Annotated in this window: 25 protein-coding genes and 1 pseudogene; 14 read left to right on the top strand and 12 right to left on the bottom strand. The window is 44.5% G+C overall.

The window, feature by feature from the left end:
• Nucleotides 1-17: 17 nt before the first annotated feature.
• The 7 genes from QUB56_RS19250 to QUB56_RS19220 all read left to right on the top strand — a co-directional run bounded on the left by QUB56_RS19250 (nt 18) and on the right by QUB56_RS19220 (nt 6,151).
• Nucleotides 18-317: a hypothetical protein gene (locus tag QUB56_RS19250; RefSeq protein WP_332957315.1), complete on the top strand. Its 300-nt coding sequence runs from the start codon at nt 18-20 to the stop codon at nt 315-317.
• Between the two features lie 452 nt (nt 318-769).
• Complete coding sequence (locus tag QUB56_RS19245; RefSeq protein WP_332957314.1) at nt 770-1,243, top strand: hypothetical protein; 474 nt, start codon at nt 770-772, stop codon at nt 1,241-1,243.
• A gap of 444 nt (nt 1,244-1,687) precedes the next feature.
• Nucleotides 1,688-2,488, top strand: a complete 801-nt coding sequence (locus tag QUB56_RS19240) for a glycosyltransferase family 1 protein (RefSeq protein WP_332957313.1) — start codon at nt 1,688-1,690, stop codon at nt 2,486-2,488.
• 59 nt (nt 2,489-2,547) lie between these two features.
• Nucleotides 2,548-2,811: a hypothetical protein gene (locus tag QUB56_RS19235; protein ID WP_332957312.1), complete on the top strand. Its 264-nt coding sequence runs from the start codon at nt 2,548-2,550 to the stop codon at nt 2,809-2,811.
• A gap of 103 nt (nt 2,812-2,914) precedes the next feature.
• Nucleotides 2,915-4,285 carry an O-antigen ligase domain-containing protein gene (locus QUB56_RS19230; protein WP_332957311.1) on the top strand — a complete coding sequence of 457 codons (1,371 nt, stop codon included), beginning with the start codon at nt 2,915-2,917 and terminating at the stop codon, nt 4,283-4,285.
• A gap of 437 nt (nt 4,286-4,722) precedes the next feature.
• On the top strand, nt 4,723-5,514 hold the full coding sequence (locus tag QUB56_RS19225; protein ID WP_332957309.1) for a WecB/TagA/CpsF family glycosyltransferase: 792 nt from the start codon (nt 4,723-4,725) through the stop codon (nt 5,512-5,514).
• Nucleotides 5,515-5,707: 193 nt separating this feature from the next.
• On the top strand, nt 5,708-6,151 hold the full coding sequence (locus QUB56_RS19220; RefSeq protein WP_332957332.1) for a DUF4079 domain-containing protein: 444 nt from the start codon (nt 5,708-5,710) through the stop codon (nt 6,149-6,151).
• Between the two features lie 148 nt (nt 6,152-6,299).
• Here QUB56_RS19220 and QUB56_RS19215 read toward each other — a convergent pair whose 3' ends face one another.
• The 3 genes from QUB56_RS19215 to ubiG all read right to left on the bottom strand — a co-directional run bounded on the left by QUB56_RS19215 (nt 6,300) and on the right by ubiG (nt 11,066).
• Nucleotides 6,300-7,190 (bottom strand): alpha/beta hydrolase, encoded by an 891-nt coding sequence (locus QUB56_RS19215; RefSeq protein ID WP_332957305.1) that lies wholly within the window; start codon nt 7,188-7,190, stop codon nt 6,300-6,302.
• A gap of 2,087 nt (nt 7,191-9,277) precedes the next feature.
• On the bottom strand, nt 9,278-9,604 hold the full coding sequence (locus tag QUB56_RS19210) for a cupin domain-containing protein (protein ID WP_332957303.1): 327 nt from the start codon (nt 9,602-9,604) through the stop codon (nt 9,278-9,280).
• A gap of 616 nt (nt 9,605-10,220) precedes the next feature.
• Nucleotides 10,221-11,066, bottom strand: a complete 846-nt coding sequence (ubiG, locus tag QUB56_RS19205) for a bifunctional 2-polyprenyl-6-hydroxyphenol methylase/3-demethylubiquinol 3-O-methyltransferase UbiG (RefSeq protein ID WP_332957302.1) — start codon at nt 11,064-11,066, stop codon at nt 10,221-10,223.
• Between the two features lie 229 nt (nt 11,067-11,295).
• On the opposite strand from ubiG, the gene QUB56_RS19200 reads away from it, so the two are divergent.
• Complete coding sequence (locus QUB56_RS19200; RefSeq protein WP_332957301.1) at nt 11,296-12,027, top strand: TIGR04283 family arsenosugar biosynthesis glycosyltransferase; 732 nt, start codon at nt 11,296-11,298, stop codon at nt 12,025-12,027.
• Between the two features lie 14 nt (nt 12,028-12,041).
• Here QUB56_RS19200 and QUB56_RS19195 read toward each other — a convergent pair whose 3' ends face one another.
• From QUB56_RS19195 to QUB56_RS19155, 9 genes and pseudogenes are all read right to left on the bottom strand, one after another.
• Nucleotides 12,042-12,308, bottom strand: a complete 267-nt coding sequence (locus QUB56_RS19195) for a hypothetical protein (RefSeq protein WP_332957300.1) — start codon at nt 12,306-12,308, stop codon at nt 12,042-12,044.
• Between the two features lie 209 nt (nt 12,309-12,517).
• Entirely contained in the window at nt 12,518-13,204 is a 687-nt protein-coding gene (locus tag QUB56_RS19190) for a DivIVA domain-containing protein (RefSeq protein WP_332957298.1), read from the bottom strand.
• Nucleotides 13,087-13,665: a pantetheine-phosphate adenylyltransferase gene (gene coaD, locus QUB56_RS19185; RefSeq protein ID WP_332957297.1), complete on the bottom strand. Its 579-nt coding sequence runs from the start codon at nt 13,663-13,665 to the stop codon at nt 13,087-13,089. Before coaD ends, QUB56_RS19190 begins: the two co-directional genes overlap by 118 nt.
• Nucleotides 13,662-14,030, bottom strand: coding sequence for a hypothetical protein (locus tag QUB56_RS19180; RefSeq protein ID WP_332957296.1), 369 nt, complete (start codon nt 14,028-14,030; stop codon nt 13,662-13,664). The genes coaD and QUB56_RS19180 overlap by 4 nt, the downstream gene beginning before the upstream one ends.
• Nucleotides 13,958-14,791 (bottom strand): M15 family metallopeptidase, encoded by an 834-nt coding sequence (locus QUB56_RS19175; RefSeq protein WP_332957295.1) that lies wholly within the window; start codon nt 14,789-14,791, stop codon nt 13,958-13,960. The genes QUB56_RS19180 and QUB56_RS19175 overlap by 73 nt, the downstream gene beginning before the upstream one ends.
• A gap of 350 nt (nt 14,792-15,141) precedes the next feature.
• A complete protein-coding gene (locus QUB56_RS19170) occupies nt 15,142-15,366 on the bottom strand; it encodes a hypothetical protein (protein ID WP_332957293.1) in 225 nt (74 codons plus the stop codon).
• A 323-nt stretch (nt 15,367-15,689) separates the two neighbouring features.
• Nucleotides 15,690-16,064, bottom strand: a complete 375-nt coding sequence (locus QUB56_RS19165; RefSeq protein ID WP_332957291.1) for a transcriptional regulator — start codon at nt 16,062-16,064, stop codon at nt 15,690-15,692.
• Between the two features lie 4 nt (nt 16,065-16,068).
• A pseudogene (locus QUB56_RS19160) lies at nt 16,069-16,403 on the bottom strand (type II toxin-antitoxin system RelE/ParE family toxin).
• Nucleotides 16,322-16,528: a hypothetical protein gene (locus QUB56_RS19155; RefSeq protein ID WP_332957290.1), complete on the bottom strand. Its 207-nt coding sequence runs from the start codon at nt 16,526-16,528 to the stop codon at nt 16,322-16,324. The pseudogene QUB56_RS19160 and the gene QUB56_RS19155 overlap by 82 nt, the downstream one beginning before the upstream one ends.
• Nucleotides 16,529-16,665: 137 nt before the next feature.
• Between QUB56_RS19155 and typA the strand changes: the two genes are divergently transcribed.
• The 6 genes from typA (at nt 16,666) to QUB56_RS19125 (ending at nt 23,487) form a co-directional block, all read left to right on the top strand.
• Nucleotides 16,666-18,456 carry a translational GTPase TypA gene (typA, locus tag QUB56_RS19150; protein WP_332957289.1) on the top strand — a complete coding sequence of 597 codons (1,791 nt, stop codon included), beginning with the start codon at nt 16,666-16,668 and terminating at the stop codon, nt 18,454-18,456.
• A gap of 319 nt (nt 18,457-18,775) precedes the next feature.
• Nucleotides 18,776-19,927 carry an AAA family ATPase gene (locus QUB56_RS19145; RefSeq protein WP_332957288.1) on the top strand — a complete coding sequence of 384 codons (1,152 nt, stop codon included), beginning with the start codon at nt 18,776-18,778 and terminating at the stop codon, nt 19,925-19,927.
• Nucleotides 19,917-20,510, top strand: coding sequence for a hypothetical protein (locus QUB56_RS19140; protein ID WP_332957286.1), 594 nt, complete (start codon nt 19,917-19,919; stop codon nt 20,508-20,510). Before QUB56_RS19145 ends, QUB56_RS19140 begins: the two co-directional genes overlap by 11 nt.
• A gap of 225 nt (nt 20,511-20,735) precedes the next feature.
• The gene (locus QUB56_RS19135; RefSeq protein WP_332957285.1) at nt 20,736-21,608 is read left to right on the top strand and encodes a ParA family protein; all 873 of its coding nucleotides are present in this window, start codon (nt 20,736-20,738) and stop codon (nt 21,606-21,608) included.
• The gene (locus QUB56_RS19130) at nt 21,605-22,051 is read left to right on the top strand and encodes a hypothetical protein (RefSeq protein ID WP_332957283.1); all 447 of its coding nucleotides are present in this window, start codon (nt 21,605-21,607) and stop codon (nt 22,049-22,051) included. The genes QUB56_RS19135 and QUB56_RS19130 overlap by 4 nt, the downstream gene beginning before the upstream one ends.
• A 23-nt stretch (nt 22,052-22,074) precedes the next feature.
• Nucleotides 22,075-23,487, top strand: a complete 1,413-nt coding sequence (locus tag QUB56_RS19125; protein ID WP_332957281.1) for a DPP IV N-terminal domain-containing protein — start codon at nt 22,075-22,077, stop codon at nt 23,485-23,487.
• The last annotated feature ends 71 nt before the right edge of the window (nt 23,488-23,558 follow it).

The raw sequence follows: 23,558 nt of genomic DNA, 5'->3' as shown, positions 1-23,558 counted from the left end.
ACCTATTTTTTCAAACCGTGGACGCATCAAGCGGGTTTTTTCACGAACATCGGATAAGTGAGGGCAAGGGATATCGGTTCAAAAACCTGGTTTTTTCCCTCATGGGCGCGTCGATGACTTTCATTGGCTCATCGCGCCCCAGCAGGTATTTGAGAAAACCACCATCTCTGAATCCTGACACAATACAATATTTTGTCAACCAATACCTACAGGACAGTTACCAAAAAATCACAACCGCCGATCGGTGTTTAGATTTGTTGGAGCGATCGGGCAATCAACATTCTCAAAGTAAGAATTTCCTCTTTAATGCAATATAAAATTTTGCCCAAGACGATGTCAATCTACTCAATATTGTTACCTATGCTACCTTTTCCAGTAAAGGTTGGTTTCTTTTCCGTTAGCCGTACATCTCTGTCTTCAGGATAGGCAAGTGCTTTTAGGTTAAAGAGGAAGTGTTATCTAGCTTGGTGTTGACCTCGAAAAAAGCTGCTTTTTGATGAGGAATCTGTCTTCAGGATGAACTTTCGCTCACCGCAAAATTATATCTATAGGAAGTGTTGGGCGATCGCATCAATTGTTATTATCCCTTCAATGACAGCGAATTTGTGGCAGCTCAATACTCGGGTGTGGCGAACAGTCGCTAGGTTGGATTCTATGTACAGACTAGGAAAGCGGTAATTAATATTCACCCGCCCCTCTTTCCTCTCGGGATCTAACATCCGCGCTCGTAGCAGCGCCGAAAGCGAGTCTGAGTCTTCAGCGGGACTTAATGAAAATCACCTTTGTTCTTCCTACTCTGTCTCTGACTGGTGGAATACGAGTAGTATCTATTTTCGCAGAACGTTTGAGAAAGCGAGGACACTCGGTGTTAGTCATCTCTCTACCCCACCCCCAACCGAGTATGCGCCAGCAAGTCAAGTTGCAGCAGCAGGGACGGGGTTGGATTTCCCCACCTGAAAACAAAGCCTCATTTTTCGATAACTTAGGTGTAGAACACAAAATTATCGATCGGTACCGCCCGGTAGAGTCTATCTGTCAGTTGCCAAATTCCAAGTGGCAAGCCCTGTCCGAAGCCGCCTATGCCAAAGCGAACAATTATACTTGGGAAGATGCCACGGCTTATTTTGAAGCGGCATTGAAAGTTGCTGTAGACAAATCTAAACAGCGCGACGTTAATATAGTTTCCTTTTCTCCCTACTATTACCCAGCAGCGGCAAAGCAACAAATTGGGGTTGGATGCTAAGTGCCGCCATTTGAAATTCTGCGCTAGCGGCTCCCTCAGGCGCGGGATTCTCAGCAGAAAGTCAATATCATTTGGTGGGGTGATGCTGCCAAAACTCAAATCGCCCGTGTACTGTTTTCTACCCAGCAGTCTCGACACGAATTCTGACCCCACCGACTAGCCAATAGTGGTGATAAAGCGATCGTCGGCCAAAATCTGAACGCGAGTGCAACGGAGGTTTTAAGGAGCGCACCGTTAGAGGTTAAACTTGTCTAGTCCTCAAACATCTCCCGATTTGTAATTAGGGAAAGTCCCTGAGGACAAAGTTAAGATCGGCTCGACTATCGAGTTACGAACCTCCAGCATTCGCCCGTACCCTGCACACAAGCCAAAAAAAGGCTCCTAAGTGCAAACTGCTGTTATGGAGAAGTTTTATAAACCAGTCTCTATCTTCTGCATCTATTCATGAAAATTACTTTTGTCGTTCCTACCCTTAGTCTTACAGGTGGCATCAGGGTGTTATTTATCTACACAGAACTTCTTCAAAAGCGAGGACAAAAAATATTTATCGTCTCTACGCCCCGGCGGCAAGCGACTTTGATCCAACAATTGCGATCGCTGCTCGGAGGTAGGGGTTGGCAGTCCGCTCCAAAGAAAGAACAGTCTCACTTTGACAAGGTGGATGTCGAAAGCCGAGTTCTCGAAACCTACCGGCCCATTACCGACAAAGACATACCTGATGCCGATATTATCATGGCTACTTGGTGGGAAACTGCCGAGTGGGTGGCAAAACTCTCTCCGAGCAAAGGAACGAAAGTATATTTTCTCCAACACTACGAGGCTTTTGACTGCGTACCAAAAGGTCGAGTAGAGACCACTGGGCTGCTGCCGATGCACAAAATCGCTGTCCCCTTGTGGTCCGCCGACATAGCTCGGAATCAATACGCCAATTTGTCTGTATCTCTCGTCCCTCCCACTGTAGACACCAAACAGTTTTACGACCCCCAGGCGCGAGCTCGGCAGCCGCGAGGCAAGCAATTAGTTCCCACAGTCGGGATGTACTATAATACTACAACTCCTGGGAAAGGCTGCGATATTGCCCAGAAAGCTTTCTCTATAGCTGCTGAAAACATTCCCAACTTTCGTTTAGTTGCCTTTGGTTCCCGCAATACTCCCGATCCCAATTTCCTGCCGGATGGCACAGAGTATAATAAGGCACCTAGTCAAAACCAAGTAAAAGAATTTTACAGCAAATGGGAGGCTTAGCTGTTTTCCAGGAGAGCCGAAGGCTTCGGCTTGCCAATTACCGAAGCGATGGCTTCGGCTTGCCAATTATCGGCACTCCTGCTGGTGCGGCTCCGGAACAACAAGCTTGCGTGGGTGGCATACTTGTCAAGCCAAAAGACCCACAGGACCTGGCAAAAGCGATCGAGCAGATTTGTCAGTTGTCTGATGCCGAATGGCGGGCAATGTCCAAGACTGCTTTGGAGAAGGTGATAAATTATGACTGGGAAGATGCAACTAATCTCTTCGAGGCGGCACTGTACGCGGATGGTGAAGGTCACGCACAATTAACGAACAAGGCGTAAAATTGAGGTTGATTTAAAAGATGGGGGTTGGGCGATCGTTTAAGCGAAAATTTTTATCGGGCAAATTGAGTTGTCTTTCTATAATTTTACTGGGAAAAAACCTATGGTTGCATTAATCCCCGTTGCTCTGTTCGGCTTTATTCCAATCGTTTTTTACCTGTTTGTGAGGTTTCCGCCTCAGCGGGCAGTAATTATAAGTTTTGTTTTAGCGTGGCTGTTTTTGCCACAAACTTCTTATCCCATCCCCGTATTGCCAGCATTTACCAAAGTCTCGTCAGTTTGCTACTCCATTTTGATGGCTACTCTTGTCTACGATATGGCGCGCTTCACCTGTTTTAAGCCCGGTTGGCTGGACGTGCCAATGCTAATTTGGTCTTTGTGTCCAATTGTTACACAAATTACTACGGGCGGCAGCCCGATTTCTCCAACTTTCGTCCAAATCATTAGTTGGGGTCTGCCTTATTTGGTAGGACGCTTGTATGTGGGTAGTTTAGACGGGCTGCGACAATTGGCGATCGGGATTTTGGCAGGTGGGTTGGCCTACATTCCTTTTACTTTAATTGAAGGGGTTAAGGGCCCACTTCTGCACCAATTGGTTTACGGAGTCAGTGCCTTTGATGACTGGAGTCAAGCACGGCGTGCGGGGGGGTGGAGACCGGTAGTATTTATGCAGCACGGTTTGATGGTGGCCGTGTGGATGATGACAGCCGCCTTAATCGCACTTTGGTTGTGGCAAACGGGGGCCCTCAAAAAGTTTCAAGGCCGCAGCATCAAGACTGTAGCAATTATATTAATGATCGCTTTTTTCCTGTGCCGTTCTAGTGGGGCCTACAGTTTATTTGTATTCGCGTCGATCGTATTATTCTGTGCCAAGTGGTTTCGCACCTCTTTGCCCCTGCTATTCATAATGGGATATATAGTGTTTTATCTGTATATAGCTGCATCGGGTCAATTCTCGAGTAAAGACGTCATGGGGTTCATCACTCCAATATTTGGCGAAGAGCGAGCCGGCTCTCTGAAGTATAGATTTGACATGGAAGAGATACTAGGGGACAAAGCGCGACAAAGATTTCTTTTTGGCTGGGGGGATTCCGGTGGAAACCGCGTGTACGACGAGTACGGTGATGATATCTCGGTCACTGACAGCTTATGGATTATTGCATTTGGCACCTATGGTGCAGTCGGTTTAGTTAGTTTATTTTCTTCTTTGTTACTTCCTGTTATCGTCTTTGCCCTGTTCAAGTATCCCGCCAGAACCTGGGCTAATCCCAAAGTAGCGCCCGCGGCCGTCCTGGGAGTAGCCTTAACTATGTACGTGTTTGACTGTGTTTTGAACGCTATGACTAACCCGATTTTTGCGCTGATTGCTGGAGGAATATCGACTCTGGTCTTAAAAGCTCCAGAAAGTCTTAAAATCAAGAAAACCAGTTCGCCCCCAAAAAGAAAGTCGCTGGTTCACCAAAAATCATCCTGATTTTCATTCAGGCGATCCCGGCTTCGCTCAAAGCTTGAAAATATATTGCCTTGGCTGGATACAAAAACTCAAAAATCTACCATTTTTGGATTAAATCAAGTTCGGAAGTTGGGATATATTTGTCAATCGACAAAAATCAAGGTGAACAATAATTTTTGACCTGAATTTGCCATGCTTCCACTATTAGCAGGGGAGGGATTTTTTATTAAAACTGTGTGTCGATTTGTCAACCAAAATGGGGATCATACACTATTATGCTAAAATGAGCTGATTCTTTACACAATCTTTAAAAATTCTGACTGGACAGGTATTGTCTACAAGGATATACTTAGAAAAGTATATTCAGTTAAGCACCCAAGCAAAGAAAACATGAGCCTCTATAGTGGGTGATAATAGTTTGAGTTGTAGTTTAATATAAAGCGGCAAGGGAATAATACATGAAAACAGTTAATTTATTGAATGTCTCGATAGATAACATTTCAATAACAGAGTTGTTTGAAAAACTCGACTGCGAAGGTGGTGTCGTATTTACGCCCAATGTAGACCACTTGATTATGTTGCAGTATGACCGCGACTTTTATGAAGCTTACAATAAATCTAGTTATAGAGTTTGTGACAGTCAAATATTGATGTATGCTTCACAATTTTTGGGTACTCCTATCCAAGAAAAAATTTCAGGTTCTGACTTGTTTCCTGCATTCTATACCTATCACAAAGATAACGAGAAAATGAAAATCTTTTTGCTAGGAGCTGCTGAAGGTATCGCTAGGAAAGCTCAGGAAAAAATTAACCAAAAAGTTGGTAGAGACATAGTGGTAGAAGCACATTCTCCTTCTTTTGGCTTTGAAAACAATGAAGAAGAGTGTGAAAAAATAATTGACGCGATCAATAAATCAGGAGCTACAGTTCTGGCAATAGGGGTGGGCTCCCCCAAGCAAGAGAAGTGGCTGGTTAAATACAAGAGCAAATTCACACACGTCAAAATTTTCTTAGCAATAGGTGCAACCATTGATTTTGAAGCGGGTTGCAAAGCAAGAGCTCCCAAATGGATGAGCGAAGTCGGCATAGAATGGACGTACCGACTGTTAAATGAACCGAGGAGGTTGTGGAAAAGATATTTGCTAGAAGCTCTGCCTTTTTTGCGATTAATCTTAAAACAAAAATTAGGGTTTTATAAAATGCCTTTCGACAGCAAACCCGGGGAGCTAGAATGGAAAGGCGGCTCCTAAAAACTTGAGCGACAAATCTCTAGCGTAAATTAAGCTGAGTATGAAAGAAAGTGCGTTTGGCTTCTAGGTAAGGCGGATGCAACCTCTGGATAGTCCGATCGCACTTTCTCTCAAAATTATTCATTTTTGCTTTCAAATCCAGGTAAAATCGGAAAGAACTTTTTGTGGAAATTCCTAATTAGGAATGGAACAGATGAATCTGCCTTCTTTCTTGTGGTTGTGGAAAATAGCGGCTTGGTCAATGGGTGTTTCCCTGTTAGCTTACCTGTTGCTGGCCGTTACTGGAACGTGGATGTTTGGCGCCCGCAGTACCAAACAACCGCGCCCAAAATGGCTGCGTCCTTTCCATGTGGCGACTGGTGCGGGGATGGCGACTTTGGTAATTTTACTCCTGGGAATTGGTGTAGTCGGTACCCTGGGATACTACGGCAATTTGGGTCACTCGGCTCATTTACCGGCGGGGTTAGCTGTTGTTACTTTGGTGTTGGTTTCTGTTGGAAGCGGGCTGCAAATTGGCCCTAAACATCCTTGGGCGCGTCCCCTCCACATCGGCACTAATTTAGCTTTGTTTGGGGGATTTGTGACTGTGTTGCTCACGGGATGGACTATTGTACAAAAGTATTTGCCGAAAGTTTAAAAATTATGTATTAGGTTTAGTTTGACGCGCGAATTATAGGGGTAAGGTGCTCCCTGCGCACCCTACATAATTAGGTTTAGTTTGACGCTCGAATTATCGGGGTAAGGTACTCCTTGCGCATCCTACATAATTAGGTTCAGAAGCAGTATTATATATTAGCTGTGAAACCTAAAATATGTTGAGCGGTAATCTGCGGCTTTTCTAGGTGGGGAACGTGCCCGCAATCTGGTATCCAAATTAGTTGGGAATTGGGTATCGCCCTGGCAAACTTTTCCGCATCCGCCGTCCCCAAAATCCGGTCTTGTTTTCCCCACAAAATCAGCGTCTGCTGCTGAATTTGTGACAATTTTTCCCCAAAACCTCCGTAACCGCCGCTTTTTGTAAACGCAATTAAAGCTTGATTCCAGTTGGGCATTTCCAGGTGCAAAGCAGCGCAAATTTGAGCGTCGCTGGAGGCTAGTTTTTCATCAAAATAAGCATTGACGCTAATTCGCTGGCGAATTTTGGGATTGCGTAAAAATGAAGTTGCCAGATATCCTAAAGGAGGAATTAAAAATTTTCCCTTATTAGAACTGATGGCAAAGCCTGCGCTATCGATTAACACTAATTGTTTCACAGCTTCGGGATAATTGAGAGTGAAATCAATTGCTGCTGCACCTCCCATTGAGGCGCCAACTAAGATTACAGGCTGCGAAATTAGCGTTTTCCAAAAATAGTAAAGGTGACTTTCAATTGCCCTGGCGCTGAATGGCAAACCTGATGCTCTTTCTGTAAACCCAAAACCCAACAAGTCAACCGCCCAAGTTTCATTTTCGGTGGCCAGCAGTGGCAATAGGCGGCGGAATTCAAACACGGAACTGTCGAAGCCATGAATTAGCAAAATCGGCGTGTTTCCGCTGCCTTGGCGCACGTAGGTTGTGGCAATGGGCTCTGAATTTAGGGGAGTTGTAATTGCCTCCCGTTGAATGCTTTGGGCTAAGGCAATTGAGGTAGATTCTGTGAGTTGTGCGATCGATTTTGGCAAAAAACTTGCTGACATAATTCTTGATAAATTGTTAATCCGTAGGGGCGGTGCCCCTGTGCTCGCCCTAACATTTAAGTATATATGCTTGCTCGATCGCTATTTTAGGAGTTGGGGGGAGCGATCCCTTAAAATTCGATCGATACTTAGTATCCCTGCCCAGGCTAAGGCTGAGTTTGCTAACCCCATGTTAAAATATTTTATAATTGTTGCCAATAATTCCTTTTTAATGTACTATTACATTCCTCTGCGTCAAGAGATCCTCTGCGGTTAATTCAAAAAAACTAATTGCCAAATCCAATAAGATCAGCATACCATTTACTCCCACATCTGAATATATGTTAAATATTTTTTACAATTATTCTAAAATCTCAAAAAGATACTGATGATAACTCAAAGTCCATCCCTCAAAATCTTACCAACTAAAATTGGCGGAGGAATAAACTGAGGCTACTGCGCCAAAACAGTAGAAGCAGGTCTGCCAAACTTGCCCGGAATTACCAAAATTAATGTAGTCTTTGCCACAGAAAGTTTCGGTATAAATTGAACAAGCAATAGCAATCGCGACCTTTTATGGAAAATTAAACTTTGCTTGGCGGCTGTGTAGAGATAGCTAAAGATTTAGTATTTTTTAGCCGGCTTGTTGTGGATTGAAGTGGTGAAAGAAATGCCTACCGTCTTGACATTCCCCAAACCCAGAGCCTTTTTTAATGAATTTCGACCAGGGGGTCTCACAATAAGAGATACAACAAAATCTGTTTGTCTGCTACATATCAACAAAGGTACTTCTCCAACTTCATCGCGGGAATTACTCATCCTAAATAAGGAGTGAGGACAAGGAAAACAGGCTAAGTCATCCTCAAAATATGATATAAATATTATATTTGTACTTTGATTTTGCAATCCCAGAATATTACCAACCATTGAATTCAAAACTTGTTTGCGACTCCCGAAAAAAGCTGAAAGATGCGTATAGTCATGTGCTTGCCAATTAATAGCATATTGCCAAACGATAGCTAAAAGTCCCAAAGAACTTACTTGGTGAGGATAGCGACGCCCATACATTAAACTTACCTATCTGCTGGTACTGTGACTTATTAGATGAAGTGGGCGATCGCGTCTTGTTAAAAAATAGTGCAAAAGTTAAACAGCCATCTCTAAAGATCGTGCTTCGTCTTCAGTTTGTTGGTATTCCCATATTTGCACTGGTACAGAATCATTTAAGTAGGAAAGCAGCCAGCGAGCGAAGAATTGCCAACTCGGACTTACACTTAACTAAAGCACGTAACCTGAACTAAACTTCATTTATTTTAAGTTTGAGATAGAGTTATTAACAATTATAATTTATCGGCTCAATTTTTGGGCTGGTTGAGTGCCTAATTTAGATTTCAGAACATCATTTAATTACAAGACGTACCCTACCGTTAAATCTACAAGCTAAATTATTTCTTGAGTTGAGAACCCCAATATTTTATGCGCGCTTCCGCCGGACCGGATTGGTTATCTTCATCAATAGCAAGACCCAATAAATTCCCATCAACTACAGCTTTAGATTCATTAAAATCCTAACCGTCTATCGGCTAATAGCCAACGGTTTCACCTCCCTGTTCCGTTATATTTTCAGGCCCAACCCCATTGTATCCATAAAATTATCCGGGTAGCGTTCTTGGTCGCCAGTTCCCAAATCAGCTACTTTTTGTCCGCTAAAATCAATATCATCAAGTTCTGGAAAAAAAACCTTCCCAGTCGCTTTGCAGTTCGCCGATATTCCAAGTCGGACAAGCGATAATCAGACATTCCTATTCGGCAAAATCATCATTTTTAATGCTGCCGAACTCGTGCAAGGTGACGATATTCCCGCCAAATTCATCCCGAATCATTTCAACTACAGACTCAGTTTTGCCAGTTGTAGTTCGGTAGAAAAGACCAATTGCTTTTGACCTTTTTACTCCGAAGATGCAACTTGACAGTGTTTGAAATTTATTCTTTTTGAGTCAGGATTTGGCATTTCCTGCCTGCAATTGAGACAAAAACAGTAGACACGGTTGTGGCAAACCTGAGAAATTAGGGAGTCAAGGCAGCAAGGACACTGTTTTTTCATGGGGTTAAAGTTGAAAATTCATCAACCAAGCTGACTCGCTCATATCGGGGTCGGCTTCGCAGTCAATTAGTAACAAATTTAGGGTCGTTTGTACTTTTAGACGGCGCGGGATGCCGGCGGGTACAAACACAAATACTCCCGGTTTTAAAGTGACTGTTCGCGAGCACACCGTGAGAGTTCCCACTCCTTCTAAGACGGCGAGGGTTATATCTTTCGAGTTATCGAGGTCAGGTATTTCAGAATTTTTACCCAAACTTATCAGTTTTTGGCTGTCGGCGGGTTGTCCGTCGCTGATTCGATCGGCTGACGCGGAAACTATTGCTGCTGTCACGGTGATTGACCTCTAGGTACTATTAACTTCTGGCACTTATTGCAATTAATATTCAATAAGCTACCTGCGATTAAGATAAATTGTCAAGAGTTAAAGATTAAGATTTGTTACCCGAAGCTGTCTAGCTACGTTTAATCTCAGCGCAAACAGCCCGAGATTGAGACGGCGCGGTAGTTGTGGGCGCTCAAACTGCGAAGCGCAAGGGCGTAACTTTAAAAATATTTGCTAATTTTTTGCAATTAGTTCGGAAAATTAGGTTTGTAGTGCGATCGCAAATATACAGTCTTGGATCCACGGGTGGTCATCACCTTGGTTTTTTCACAGCAATACTTTCGTTGCGTCCACAGAAACGGTAAAAAATTAAGGTCATGAGGCTCGATCGAGGACTGATCTACTAGCAATTCTCAATTGCCACTAAGACAGTATTAGACACAGCCTTACGGTGTCTGATGCCGAATAGCTGTATTGCACTCAAGAGAGTATAGAGAAAGGCGCTTGCTAGGTGCACCCTACAAAATGCAATAGAGGCGGGTTTTAGTCGGATTTGTCGATCGCAAAAACTCGCCCCTAATGACAAAAGTCAACCGTCAACCATCAACAATCAACAATTAACCGACTAATTCTTCGCCCCTACCCCAACATACATAATCGACGTATCCTCATTAATTTTGATTTTAAACAAGCCAGACTTTTTGTAATTAACATAGTTAGCTATATTATAGATTAGCACTTGAGAAAGTTGTTGGAAACTTACCCCCGAAGGAAATAGCTGCTTTCCACTTTTAAAATTCCCCCAAAAACCGTGCAACTGGGCTAAACTAGCGCCCATTTCTCCAAACAGATCAAAACCTTTAATTTCAATATTGTCGAAACCAGTATCGCGCATTACCACAGACAGTTCATCCGGGGTAACAAACTTTTCCCAATCGTGAACGCCCCGCTTAATTTCCTGCAATGTATTTTCCATCAGTCCAATCATCACAATTTGCGAGGAAAAAGTTCGGTTGATTGTATCAAAAAAGAACAGTCCTCCCGGCTTGAGAATCCTGTGAACCTCAGCCACAACTTTTTTGTAATCGGCAACGTGTTCCAAAACATCCACGCAGATTACAACATCAAAGGTATTGTCGTCGTAGGGCATATTTTCGGCAAAACCTTGCCTGTAGTCAATCTCAAAACCGCTGGTAACGGCGTGATTTTGAGCGACTACAATACATTTGTCCGATCGATCTATTCCGGAAACAATAGCGCCTCTCTCGGCCATAAACTCGCAAGAAAAGCCGCCGCCGCACCCGACATCTAAGGTTTTCAGCCCTTGCCAATTAGTCGCGTGTCTGTCGAAAAACTCAAATCTGGGTTTGTTTAGATGGTATAAGGCATAAATTTTAGCATTTTCGTCCCACCAATTATCGGCATTTTCCTCAAAAAATTCTAAATCATTTTTTACTTCTGTTTTCTGCACGATTTTCTCAGTCCTGATTAGTGGAAAATATAGAGGGCGATCGCACTTTTGCCTGATTTTATAGGAATCAGGCCAACCAACACGGTTTATGTAAAAAATCCGAGGTTTTCTGACGAGTTCGCAGGCAGACATCGGGTGTTTGAATCCGCGTGCCTAATTTCTATTTTCTCCTTAGTTGTGAACCGCCACAGTTTTTTATTATAATATCTCTGGCATAAATTTCAACCAGATGGATCGCGTTTCTATTATCATCCCAGCCCTCAACGAAGCGACTTGTCTGGAACGCACTCTCCGCCAACTCAGCATCCTTAATCCTCCCGCCTGGGAAGTGTTGGTGGTAGACGGGGGCAGTCAAGACTCCACAGCGGCGATCGCACTTTCGGCCGGCATCCGCGTTATTTCTAGCAGTACAGCCGGACGTTCCGTGCAAATGAACTTAGGTGCCCTTGTCGCCACCGGCGAAATTCTGTGCTTTCTCCACGCCGATACTTTAGTTCCCGACGACATGGTAGCAGTTATCCAGAAAACCCTGTCCGATGCCGAAATTTCCGGTGGCGGGTTTATCTCTCTGATGGCTGGTTCGCAGCAAACAAGATGGGGTTTTTCCCTCCACAATTACCTGAAAACTTATTACGCGCCACTGTTATTTCGACCTCATTTATTTTTCAAAGGATTGCGCCTGCTGTTTGGCGACCAAGTTATTTTTTGCCGCCGTACCGATTTTTGGGAATGCGCCGGTTTCGATGCCGCGCTGCCAATTATGGAGGAAGCGGATTTGTGTTTGAAGTTAGTGCGACGGGGGAGACTTAAGTTAGTCAACCGGGTAGTGGAAAGTAGCGATCGGCGAGTGGCAAATTGGGGCGAATTTAAAGCAATTGCCATCTATCTTTCGATTGGTTTTTTGTGGGGGTTTGGCGTTTCTCCCCGCTATCTCAAGCAGTTTTATGAAGACATCCGCTAAAACACAAAATCCCATTAAATTCCCAGAAGGTACTGCCTGTAATTTTTGGGCAGAACTTTCTGCAACAGGTAAATAATCCCCCAACAAACCAACAAATTGCCTGTCAGTAAAAAGCCGAGCTTCAGCAGCGGATGTAGGGAGAAAATAAACTTACAGCATTTTTTAGGTAAGTGAGGTACATAGCTTTCGATAGAGGACACGGCAGTGCTGTTTCCCGTAAGCTCGCGATCGCTTGACTGGTTTACTTCATCAACATGGAATCTGCTGTATAAAACGTTCACAACACCTATTTCAATACTGTAGAATCCAGGAGATATATAGGGAATGAATAAGCAGCCAATATTTTGACTAACTCAGATACTCTACTGGGAAGTGCCATACTTTTAGAAAATGCGAGGGAGGAAGAAAGACTATAAAGACTATTCCGAAAAAAAATCTACCTCAATTAGGTAGACTTTTAGAAGGGTTCAAGCAATGAGTTAACTGTTGGCTAACCGTTGGTGTTATGGATGTGCGACGCAGAAACACTATCCAACCGATCGCGCCCGTTGCGGATCACGCGCAGCATATCGCTGAGCTTCTGCTCGATATTATCGAGCACTTGGTCGGCATAATCGTCGGCTCCGTTTTGAATTTCCTCGCATTCAGCCATCGCCCTGACTCTCATCTCTTCCAATTCCTCTTGAGCCTGGTAGCGAATTTGTTCGACCTCCGCCAGCGTCGCCTGCTGAATTGCCTCGCAGTCGAGCAAAACTTGCTGTCGCAACTGATCTGCTTCTATCTTCGCCTGCTGGAGCAGGCCCATATCGTTTAAAAGTTCTGCCGCTCGCTGTTCTGCTGCTTCTATCACTTCCTGAGCGTAAAGTTCCGCCTCTTGAATCAAGTCGTCCTTGTGCCGGATGATCGTCTCGGCTTCCTGAAAGGCGATCGGCAAATTTAGCCTCACCAAGTCTAACTGATCTAGCAACTGTTCTTCATCTACCAGAGTGCGTCTGGTCATAGGAATTCGCGGGCTGTCAAGAACAATTTCCTCAAGCCGGTTCAATTCCCGCTGGATGTCTACTCCTGCGGTTCGGGTGGGGTCTCCGAAGGCGGCTGTGTTCTGAGGTGATTCGTTCTCAGTGCGGAGGCCGGTACTGTCGGGTTCGATGCGAGTTGGTTCCTGCTGGCGTAACATTTGTAAATATCTAGGGCGACGTGTTTCGGAACAAGATGATCTACGGAGCCACCAAACTTGGCTATTTCTTTAACTACACTACTACTTAAAAAGCTGTACTCGTTAGAAGTTGCCAAAAAAACTGTTTCAATTTCACCCAGAAGGGTTTTATTGGTGTGGGCCATCTGGAGTTCCATTTCAAAATCTGTTAATACCCGGAGCCCCCGCAGCAGCACTTTGGCTTGTCGAATCTTAGCATAGTTTACTGTCAAACCCTCAAAACTGTCTACTTCTACGTTTGGCAAGTGTTGGGTAGAGCGCCGGATCTGCTCGATCCGTTGCTCTACGGTGAACAGAGGCGTTTTGCTGGGGTTTTTGACTACAGTAACAATTACCCGATCGAACAGTTTAGAACCCCGCTCGATAATGTCTGCGTGACCGAAGGTAATGGGGTCAAAGCTGCCTGGATAGATTGCAATCACGAGTTTGGCTCAACCGAGTGGGGGGGGAGTGGGGGAGTGTCCGAGTGGGGGAATGGGAGAGTGGGATAGTGGGGCAGTGTCCGAGTGGGGGAGTGGGGGAGTGGGGGAGTGGGGGAGTGGGGGAGTGTCCGAGTGGGAGAGTGTCCGAGTGGCAAAGCCGGAGATGTGGAAAATCTTCCTTCTTCCTTCTTCCTTCTTCCTTCTTCCTTCTTCCTTCTTCCTTTTTCCTTCTTCCTTCTTCCTTTTTCCTTCTTCCTTCTTCCTTCTTCCTTCTTCCTTCTACTTTTTCCTTCTACTTTTTCATGGAATGAGCTTTGTAGAAAGTTTCGAGGCTTTGCTTGTCGCCCACAAACCGCCAGTGCCAAGGCTCGTAACTGACGCCTTGGCGATTGTTTTTGGGGAAGGACATTTCAAAGCTGAAGGCGACGGCGTTGGCTTCTAACCACTTGAATGCTTGGGTATTTTCAAAACTGGGACTGAGGTTGTTTTCCGGGGCGCTGCTGTCGCCGATGTCGATCGCGTAACCGGTGTGGTGTTCGCTGTAACCTGGAGGGGCGCTGACTTCGGCTCGCTTGCTGGCGTTTTGCCTGCGTTCGGCTTTCACGTCAAAAAATACGTGCTGTTGGTCTTCGAGGGAGCGAAAGCCGGATAGAGGAGCGAAGTAGATGCCTGAAGCCGCTGCAGCGTTGGCCATTTCCTGATATTTTGCTGCTGCTGAGGTGCGGAGTTTGATGCTACCGTCGGAGGTGACGCCTACCAAGTCTTTGGCTGGTGCTTCTTGGTACGGCAAGTGTCCCAGCAGGTTGTCTGGGGTGGCGGTGGCGGTGCCGGCTTTTGAGTTGGTAGCTGGACTCGCGGCCGCTGACGGCGAACTCACTGGTGCTGAGTTTTTTTGAGTTTGCTCTGCCTGACTGGTGGCTGGGAACAAGTTAAAGTTGAGGTGCAGCCAGATGCTGACCCCAAAGGCTAATGCGGCCAACCCTAGCAGTTTCCAAATCAGCCCTTTTTTCTTGGACTGACTCTGGCCTGCTTCTAGGTATGGGTGGTCTCGCACTGCTTCTGGAATTTCGTCGGCGACAAGCTCCGAGGCTTGCGGGGGTTTTCTTGACAGACTAGCGTTATCCAAGCCAGCTCCACTCCTGCACTTCAATAAGGCTCAACGTTAAAAATTGTAAACCGATATGGGCGATCGAACAGCTACAATTGCCGCTGAGAATATATCATCTCTTTCTGACCAAGCCCCGTCCCATCCGCCAACTCTGGCATCTTTGCTTTTCGCGATCGTCGCACAGTAGATAGTCCATGCGAGGTCGCACTGGTTGGCGCTGGTGGCGCTGGTTTATTTTAAGTGTAATTTGTTAATGTTGGACCAAATCCTAAAATTGTGCGATCGACACATCAAACGTCGGCGCCAATTTAAGCAGAGCACCGATGTCAGCCATTGCCATACCGGGCGATCGGGCATAACTTTTAATTCTAGGATACCCCGGAGCGATCGGCTACTTCCTTTAGCGATCGGGCATCGAGCGCCGGTGAAATACCCAAACTAAACGGAGTACCGTTATAATTCGGGCGGGGTGTCTCGTTTGCCGTAGCTCTATTGGGGATATTCATTGCTGAATATTCGTCATCAAAGACGATCGGAGTCTTACACAGCATCTCTGGGCTTTTACGCCCTTTATCCCCTCGTAGGGAACCCACGCAGAAGTCCTATTTCCTAAGACCAAAAACTCTTTTCGTACAACAAACATGGGTTATTTTTTACAGCAGGGCATACCATACTAACCAGCGGTCTGCCTTTTCCTCCTTTCTCTCGCAGTTTCCCGGTAAGCATATTACTGCTACTATGACCGTTTTGTTATTACAGCCGAGTGAGTGGGTCGCAACCATTTATATATTAACTCAAATCAACTCTATATGCCAACTCTTTCTATATTTTTGTTTGGCTTATATCCCAACACCGAACCGGGTACAGTTACGGTGTGGGACTTACGCCAATTGAGTTAAAGCTCGATCGACCAAAATCAAACATTACCAACTACCGCCAACTCAGCACCACCAACAGAACCTTCGTCTTCCCCTTTCTCCCCTTCATCAACCGCAACTGTTAACTTCAATCCCAAAGCCTTCAGCCAACTTGCCAAAGCATAAATTGTCGCACTTCCTTCTCCCGACAACAAAACATCTAATTTTTCCAAATGCAATTTAGCATCTTCAGCAGACATATTTGGTTCGCCCAGAGCCTCAAATACATCTCGAAGTGCTTTTGGCATGATTCCTAATTCCAAATCTCCTTCTTCCGCCTCAATTATCTCTGTAAGATAGCCAGCAGAATATGCCGGATCTTTGAGATTTGAAATTTTATAGGGGTGATAAGGTAAGCTATACGGCATTGTCATTGTCTTAACTCCTGTAATCTGTCCAGTATGTTTTAGCCTTGCGGATATCTTGCTCTTGAGTGCTTTTATCCCGCCTATCAACAAAAGTACAATTGTTTCTTCTACTTGTCCAAAATAGACGCGATAGCCGGGGCCGTAATTTATCCTCAACTCATAGACGCCTTCTCCGACTGCTCGATAATCTCCGAAATTTCCAGTCCCAACTCGATCGAGTCGCCGCTCAATCTTAAATTTTGCCTTGAGATCTCGCAGGGAGTCTAACCACTCCGAGAAAGGAACTTTGCCGTCTGGCGTGCTGTAACGCTGAATATCTCTGGGTTGTACTTCCCTAAAGCCGATCGTACTTGCACCCTAATCTTAATGCCGGCGATCGCCCCGTATCCAAGCTTCTGCACCTGGGCCAACTCAAAATTACGGCTCGAAAGGAACTCTGCCGTCAGGGGTAGTGTAAAGCTCAATTTCACGCTTGTTCCACTTTCATAATCTTGATTCTAGCGACCATCGCACTCCAATCTGGCAGCCGCCCGATCGCCCCTTGACTTCATGCGCTACAATTATTAAGAAATCTTTAGTTAAATCCGTTTAACGTCCCAGACGCATTATGAGTCTTCCCATTCGCAACGTCGCCATCATAGCTCACGTCGATCACGGCAAAACCACCCTTGTAGACGCCCTCCTCAGACAGTCCGGAATCTTCCGCGAAGGGGAAGAAATCCCAGATTGCGTCATGGACTCCAACGACATCGAGCGCGAACGTGGCATTACCATCCTTTCCAAAAACACCGCCGTCAGGTACGGAGAAACCCTGATCAACATCGTCGATACCCCCGGACACGCAGACTTTGGCGGCGAAGTCGAACGAGTTCTCGGCATGGTTGACGGCTGTCTGCTGATCGTAGACGCCAATGAAGGCCCGATGCCGCAAACCCGGTTCGTGCTCAAAAAAGCCCTAGAAAAAGGACTGCGCCCCATCGTCTTTGTCAATAAGATCGATCGACCCCAAGCAGACCCCCACAAAGCTATTGATAAAGTTTTAGACTTGTTCTTAGAACTCGGCGCCGACGACGATCAATGCGAATTCCCCTATCTTTTCGGTTCCGGACTCAACGGTACTGCTAAAAAAACTTTGGACGACGAAGCAGTGGACATGAAACCGCTGTTTGAAGAAATCCTAGACCACGTACCGCCCCCCGTAGGCGACCCCAACAAACCGCTGCAACTGCAAGTCACCACCTTGGATTATTCCGAATACGTGGGTCGCATTGTCATCGGCCGCATCCACAACGGCACAATTAGAGTCGGCCAACAAGCAGTCTTAATCACAGAAAGCGGCGCGCTTGTCAAATCAAAAATCACCAAATTGATGGGCTTTGAAGGCCTGAAGCGGATTGATATCCAAGAATCTTCCGCTGGTAATATTGTCGCCGTTGCCGGTTTTGCTGATGCCTATATTGGCGAAACAATTACCTGTCCGAACGACCCGCAAGCGCTGCCTTTAATCAAGGTAGATGAACCGACTTTGCAGATGACTTTCTCGGTGAACGATTCGCCGTTCTGCGGTCAAGAAGGAAGTTTGGTGACATCTCGGCAAATTCGCGATCGGCTAATGCGAGAACTCGAAACAAACGTCGCCTTGCGCGTCGAAGAAACCGACTCTCCCGACAAATTCCTCGTATCAGGTCGCGGCGAACTCCACCTCGGCATTTTGATCGAAAATATGCGCCGCGAAGGATACGAATTCCAAGTATCCCAGCCGCAAGTAATCTACCGCGAAGTCGGCGGTACTCCGTGCGAACCCTATGAATGTTTGGTCTTAGACGTACCCGAAGAAGCAGTCGGCGGCTGCATCGAACGCCTGGGTCAGCGGAAAGCAGAAATGCAAGATATGCACGTCAGCAGCACCGGCCGCACGCAAGTAGAATTTTCAATTCCCGCCCGCGGTTTGATCGGGTTCCGAGGCGAGTTTATGCGCTTGACTCGCGGCGCTGGAATTATGAATCACAGCTTCCTCGATTATCGCCCCCTCAGCGGAGAAATTGTCGCCCGCCGCAACGGAGTATTGATTTCTTTTGAAGAAGGAACGGCCACCTACTATTCACTGCAAAATGCTGAAGACCGAGGCGTATTTTTCATTACCCCCGGTACCAAGGTTTACAGAGGAATGATTATCGGAGAAAGCAACCGAAATCAAGATATGGAGTTGAATATTTGCAAGTCCAAGCAGTTGACAAACCACCGCGCCTCTGGCGGTGAAGAATTAGTGCAATTGCAAGCGCCAATCGACATGAGTTTGGAGCGCGCTTTGGAGTACATCGGCCAGGATGAATTGGTGGAAGTAACACCGAAATCAATTCGCTTGCGGAAGGTTTCTAAGAAGTTGGTCAAACGCTAAAACAACTTGAGGGCTGGCAAAATTGCCAGCCCTTAGTGTCAACTTCAAACTGTATTTAAAGGCAATATTAATAAATTGTAAATAGCCGAGTAATTATGAGAACCATCTAAATTAGATAAGCAATTAAGCAGATGGCACCATAAAAACACCGTTGAACTTAACTAAGAATTGGTTAAAAAAGCCTTTGGCTTAACCAATTTCAAGACATAAAAATAACTAATTGGCTGTGCTTTGCAAGTACAAAGTCTTGTGGGAGTACGGATGTATTTCTAATCGACCCTTAAATTGCTCATTATCCTAACGTTTATCAATAAAATTTATGCTGAAGAGAATTTATGTAAATAATTTTAGATGCCTGGTCAATTTTGAATTGACAGTAGATAGCTTAAATCTCTTTCTGGGTTCAAATGGATCGGGCAAAACTACCGTTTTCGAGGTTTTAAGAAAACTACAGAAATTTATTTTAGGCGAGCAAGCTTTACAGCGAGAGTATAGGGTATCAGATTTGTTTGCAAGGAAGGATTTAACTAGATGGCAAAAATCCGGCATTCAAAATTTTGAATTAGATATTCAAGGAAATGGTGGCATTTATAAATACACCCTAGAAATACAACATCAAGGAGAGTATGAACCGCCTAGAATGCGTCTGGAAAGCTTAACTTTTGACGGACAACCTCTGTTTGATTTCTGGGTTGAGGCAGGAGAGAGAGGTAAGTCTGTAGGTCAAGCCAGACTGTATAATGACGATCCTAATCGTGAAGGTGCTTTCTTACCGTTCTTTGATGGGTCGCGTTCTGGCATTGGTTTTATTTACGAGAGACATGACAATCAAATGCTTACATGGTTCAAAAAACGGATTTCTAACTTTTTTATTGTACAGATCAATCCTTATATAATGGAATCAGAAAGCCTTAAGGAGGAAAGTTCACCTAACTGGGATATGTCAAATTATGCAGCTTGGTACAGCTATTTATCTCAAGAATCTCAAGGTAAAATCATTAAATTAACGCTGGAATTACAAAAGATTATCCCAGGATTTGATTCATTTCAAAATCCTAAATCCGGTGATGTTAGGATTTTGTCAGCATCTTTTACCCGTCCCAGCAAGGCTGCTTATAGGCTTAATGAATTATCGCACGGTCAAAAAGCTTTAATTGCTCTATACACCTTAATATATTGTTCTCCTGATGATAATTTTACTTTGTGTATTGATGAACCAGAAAATTTCCTGGCTTTACCGGAAATAAAACCTTGGTGGGGTAGGGTGATGGACTATTGTCGGGACAACCAAGCACAAGCAATGTTAATTTCTCATCACCCCTCATTAATTAATTACTTAGCTAGCAATTCAGGTTATTGGTTTGAACGAAGAGATAATGAAGCTGTCCGCGTGCGGCGAATTACTGATACTGAAGAAGAAGGTTTATCAGTTGCTAAGCTTATAGAACTTGGATGGATTTATGACGAGTAGAGATGATTTACCAGAAGTAACTATTCTCTGTGAAGATATTGACCAAGAGCGATTTATCAGACAATATCTAATCTGCCGGGGCTTGGACGATCGCAAAATTAAAGACTTTGGCAATCCTAAAGGGAGAGTAATTGAGAATAACAATGCTTCGATAGTTGAGCATTATCCAGCTCTTATTAAAAGTCATAGAAGACGTAAGTACAGAAATATTGCTGTAGTGGTAATGATTGATGCTGATGAAGATAGCGTGTCTGATAAAATGCGTTCTTTACATAAAAAATTAGATGAAGGGGCAGGTAATTTAAACAAAGATACGCGACTGCCTAATGAGAAAGTTGCTATTTTTGTGCCCGCCCGAAATATTGAAACGTGGTTTTATTACATTAATAACAATATGGAAGGGCAAGAATGTAATGAAAATACTGATTATAAAAATGACAAAATGAGTGCAGCAGAGAGGATTGAACTAGCTGAAAGCGCGGCAAAAAAACTGGCTAGAGAAATATGTCCTCAGGGAGTCGATCGCATTACTTTGCCTTCTCTCCGTTATGCGTGTACGGAGTTGCAACGGCTACAGTTTTAAAAAATGAGTTAGTTGATGTGACATGATGTTCTGTTAGATCCCCGATTTCTTAAAGCCATCGAATATCTGGGTTTTCTGTTTTCTGAAGTTGTTCTACTTAGTTAATGATATATCATTTTTATATATCAATTGGCACATCGTGACTCTAGTGTACGATCGCAGGCTGAACAAAGTCACACAATATGTTTTAATTTATATTTGAGCAAAATCCAAAGAAAACTAGCCATGAGTCCTAAATCAATAGCCGTAATCAACTTCAAAGGCGGTGTCGGAAAGACCACCGTCACTTGGAGTCTGGGAAATATTATATCCCAAGGAACCGACTTAGAAGTCTTGATGTTAGACTTAGATCCGCAAATGTCGCTCACAGAGGCGATCGGACTTAACGAAAATACAGGTCATTTAGATGACAAGTTTGGTAAGTGGTACGAACAATCTCTCAAGCATAGACTTACAATTTACGACGCTTTAGAAGTCTTTAAAAAAGCCGGACATAACTTTAAATTTCCCGTGGGTTTCGACACCATTTATCAGATTGACGAACAGTTGCATTTTGTCCCCTCAGTTGAAGAATTGTATTGGTTGGATATCGATGGATTTGAGGGAAAAAGTGTTAAAGACTTCATCCGCAGATTCATCGGCAAAATCGCCAACTCAGCCAATCTCCCCCAATACGATTTGATGCTTTTTGACTGTTCACCTTCCTTCAGTCTCCTCACCTACAGCGTACTCTCTTGCTGCGACTTAATATTGATTCCCGTCAATCCCGATTATTTTGGTTCTAGGGGATTGAGTTTAGTTTTAAACTCGCTCCAGAAACGGATTGAGCCTTATCCGTTTCCCAAAATTGCAGTGTTTATGAATAAAGCTAAAATCTATGGAGGATTGCTGACCAATGAAGTTCAGTTTTACATGAGAGAAGTAAAGAGACTTTGTGCTGAGATATCAAAAGACAATAACATAGAAGTTAGATTTTTAGAATCGACTATTCGGGAAAGCGTCGGGCTAAAACGGGCGATTAATGAGGGGGAACTGCCGCGAGAATTAGTTAGAGAATTTGAAAAACTATGGCGCGAGTGTGAGGAGTATCTGAAATGAGTAAAAAAGAAATTTTGGCTGCTTCCGAACAAGAAAGCGGGGGGTTAGTTGAGCAAATTGGCGAACTTAAGGAAATCTTGCGGGACGTTTCTAGAAAATTAACCAGGCTGGAAACTCAAGTCAAGCGGGGAGTGCTTTCTGCTGGGTCAAAAGCTTCGGATATTCCCACGGGTGCTGATGTAAATAAACCTGCTAATTTATCGGCTGCCAATGTTCTAGAAGTTTATGAAGAACTGCGTTTACAAGCTAAGAACGGTAATGAAGAAGAGGTCAGGCAAAAATTGTTGGCAATGAGCGCAACTGACTTGAATTTGATGTGTTGCGAGTTAGGGATGCCGCCCAGCAGCAAGAATCCGTCCCGAAAAAAAATGTTTGAGCTAATTATTGGCAGAATTAAACAGAGTTTGAGGCTGTCGAGACATATCGACAGACAAACACTTTGAAAATTAGCAGATGAATCGATAAAATGCGTTTTAACTTGCATTTCCCCCTGGGATATGGAACAGCCAAGAGGTTTGTTCCACAAAAGCCTCTTCCAGAAGAGTTTAAGTTGAGTGTGGGTTGGGCCTCTTCCCCGCTCCTGAAAAGCTTGTTGCAAATTATGCAACTTTTCCGCTTCAATAAATTATGGCCGATAAGTGCGATCGGCCTATTTTCACTAACACTCTTAATCAGCTTGTTTTTGAGCCTTCAGGGCCCCGGAACGCCCGCAGCCCAAAAACTAAGGATACTAGCGTTTACCGCCCTCCAGATGCGCGGCAGCGAGGCGAGAAACAATTTATTTGCGGTCAATGCTACCAGTTGGGCCCGCCGCGAACTTGCACCCAATATAGAGGTTAGCCCTACCCTAGTTTGGTCGCCCAACGGCCAGCGACTGGCTTTCGTTAGCGGAGACACCGACATTTATACAGTCAATGCTGACGGTTCTCGACTAACTAAACAGTTTGTTGGGGATGCTTGCAAAGCAGCTAATTTTGAAATAGCTTGGTTTTCCAACAGCCAGAAACTTCTTTTTGCCCGTTCTTGCGACGGTTTTACCTCTGATACTCCCGGCAGTCAATCACTTTATACAAGCGACACTTCTGGCATTAAAGGAATTAAATTAGTTCGGAATTTGGAAGTAGGAGGAGAGCCGCCTCAAACGAAAATTTCCTCGAAATTTTACCTATCGCCGTCCGGTCAGCAAGTAGCATTTGTCAAGGATAAAAATATCTACAAAATGAATGCCGACGGTTCGGCAATGACCAAACTAACTAAAAGTCCCGGCGAATATATATCCGGCGGGAGTGAACTTGTTTGGTCGCCCGATGCCACAAAAATTGCTTTCTTGTTCGGCGCTTATCCCAAACAACAAATTTACACAATTAATGCCGATGGAAGCAACCTCAAAAATTTGACAAACAACCCGCAAAATGAGGTTTACAACGTCAAACTATTGTGGTCGCCCGACAACAGCCGCATTGCTTACTATTACAATAAACCGGGCGATTTAGCAGGCGAACAGCAAGATATCTACCTGCTCGACATTAACCGGGGGACAGCCAAGAACCTTACCCAAAAACCCAGAAACTACGGCGAACTTTCGTGGTCGCCGGATGGCAAACTTATTGCCTTCGTAGCCGGAGAGTTCAACAATCAAAAACTCTACACAATCAATGCTGACGGGAACCAGCTAAATCAACTAACTCCTCGGCTAGAACCGTCGGAAATTTATGAATTAGCTTGGTCTTATGACAGCCAGGAAATCGCTTTTATATATAATGAAATCCCAGGCGACAAAAGCAACTTGTATGTAATTAATCGGGACGGTTCGGGATTGAGTAAATTGACAAACGACAAAGATTTGAAGGCTAGCACTCCGGTTTGGCAACCGCAGTAAAGTTACGGGTTAATTAATACAGGGCTTAGGAAGTGGTTTAATCTGCTACTTATAGCGGTAAGGTGCGCACT

Origin of the sequence: Microcoleus sp. AR_TQ3_B6 (genome assembly GCF_036702785.1) — a bacterium.
Classification (GTDB): domain Bacteria; phylum Cyanobacteriota; class Cyanobacteriia; order Cyanobacteriales; family Microcoleaceae; genus Microcoleus.
This window is presented reverse-complemented; position numbering and strand designations above follow the sequence as displayed.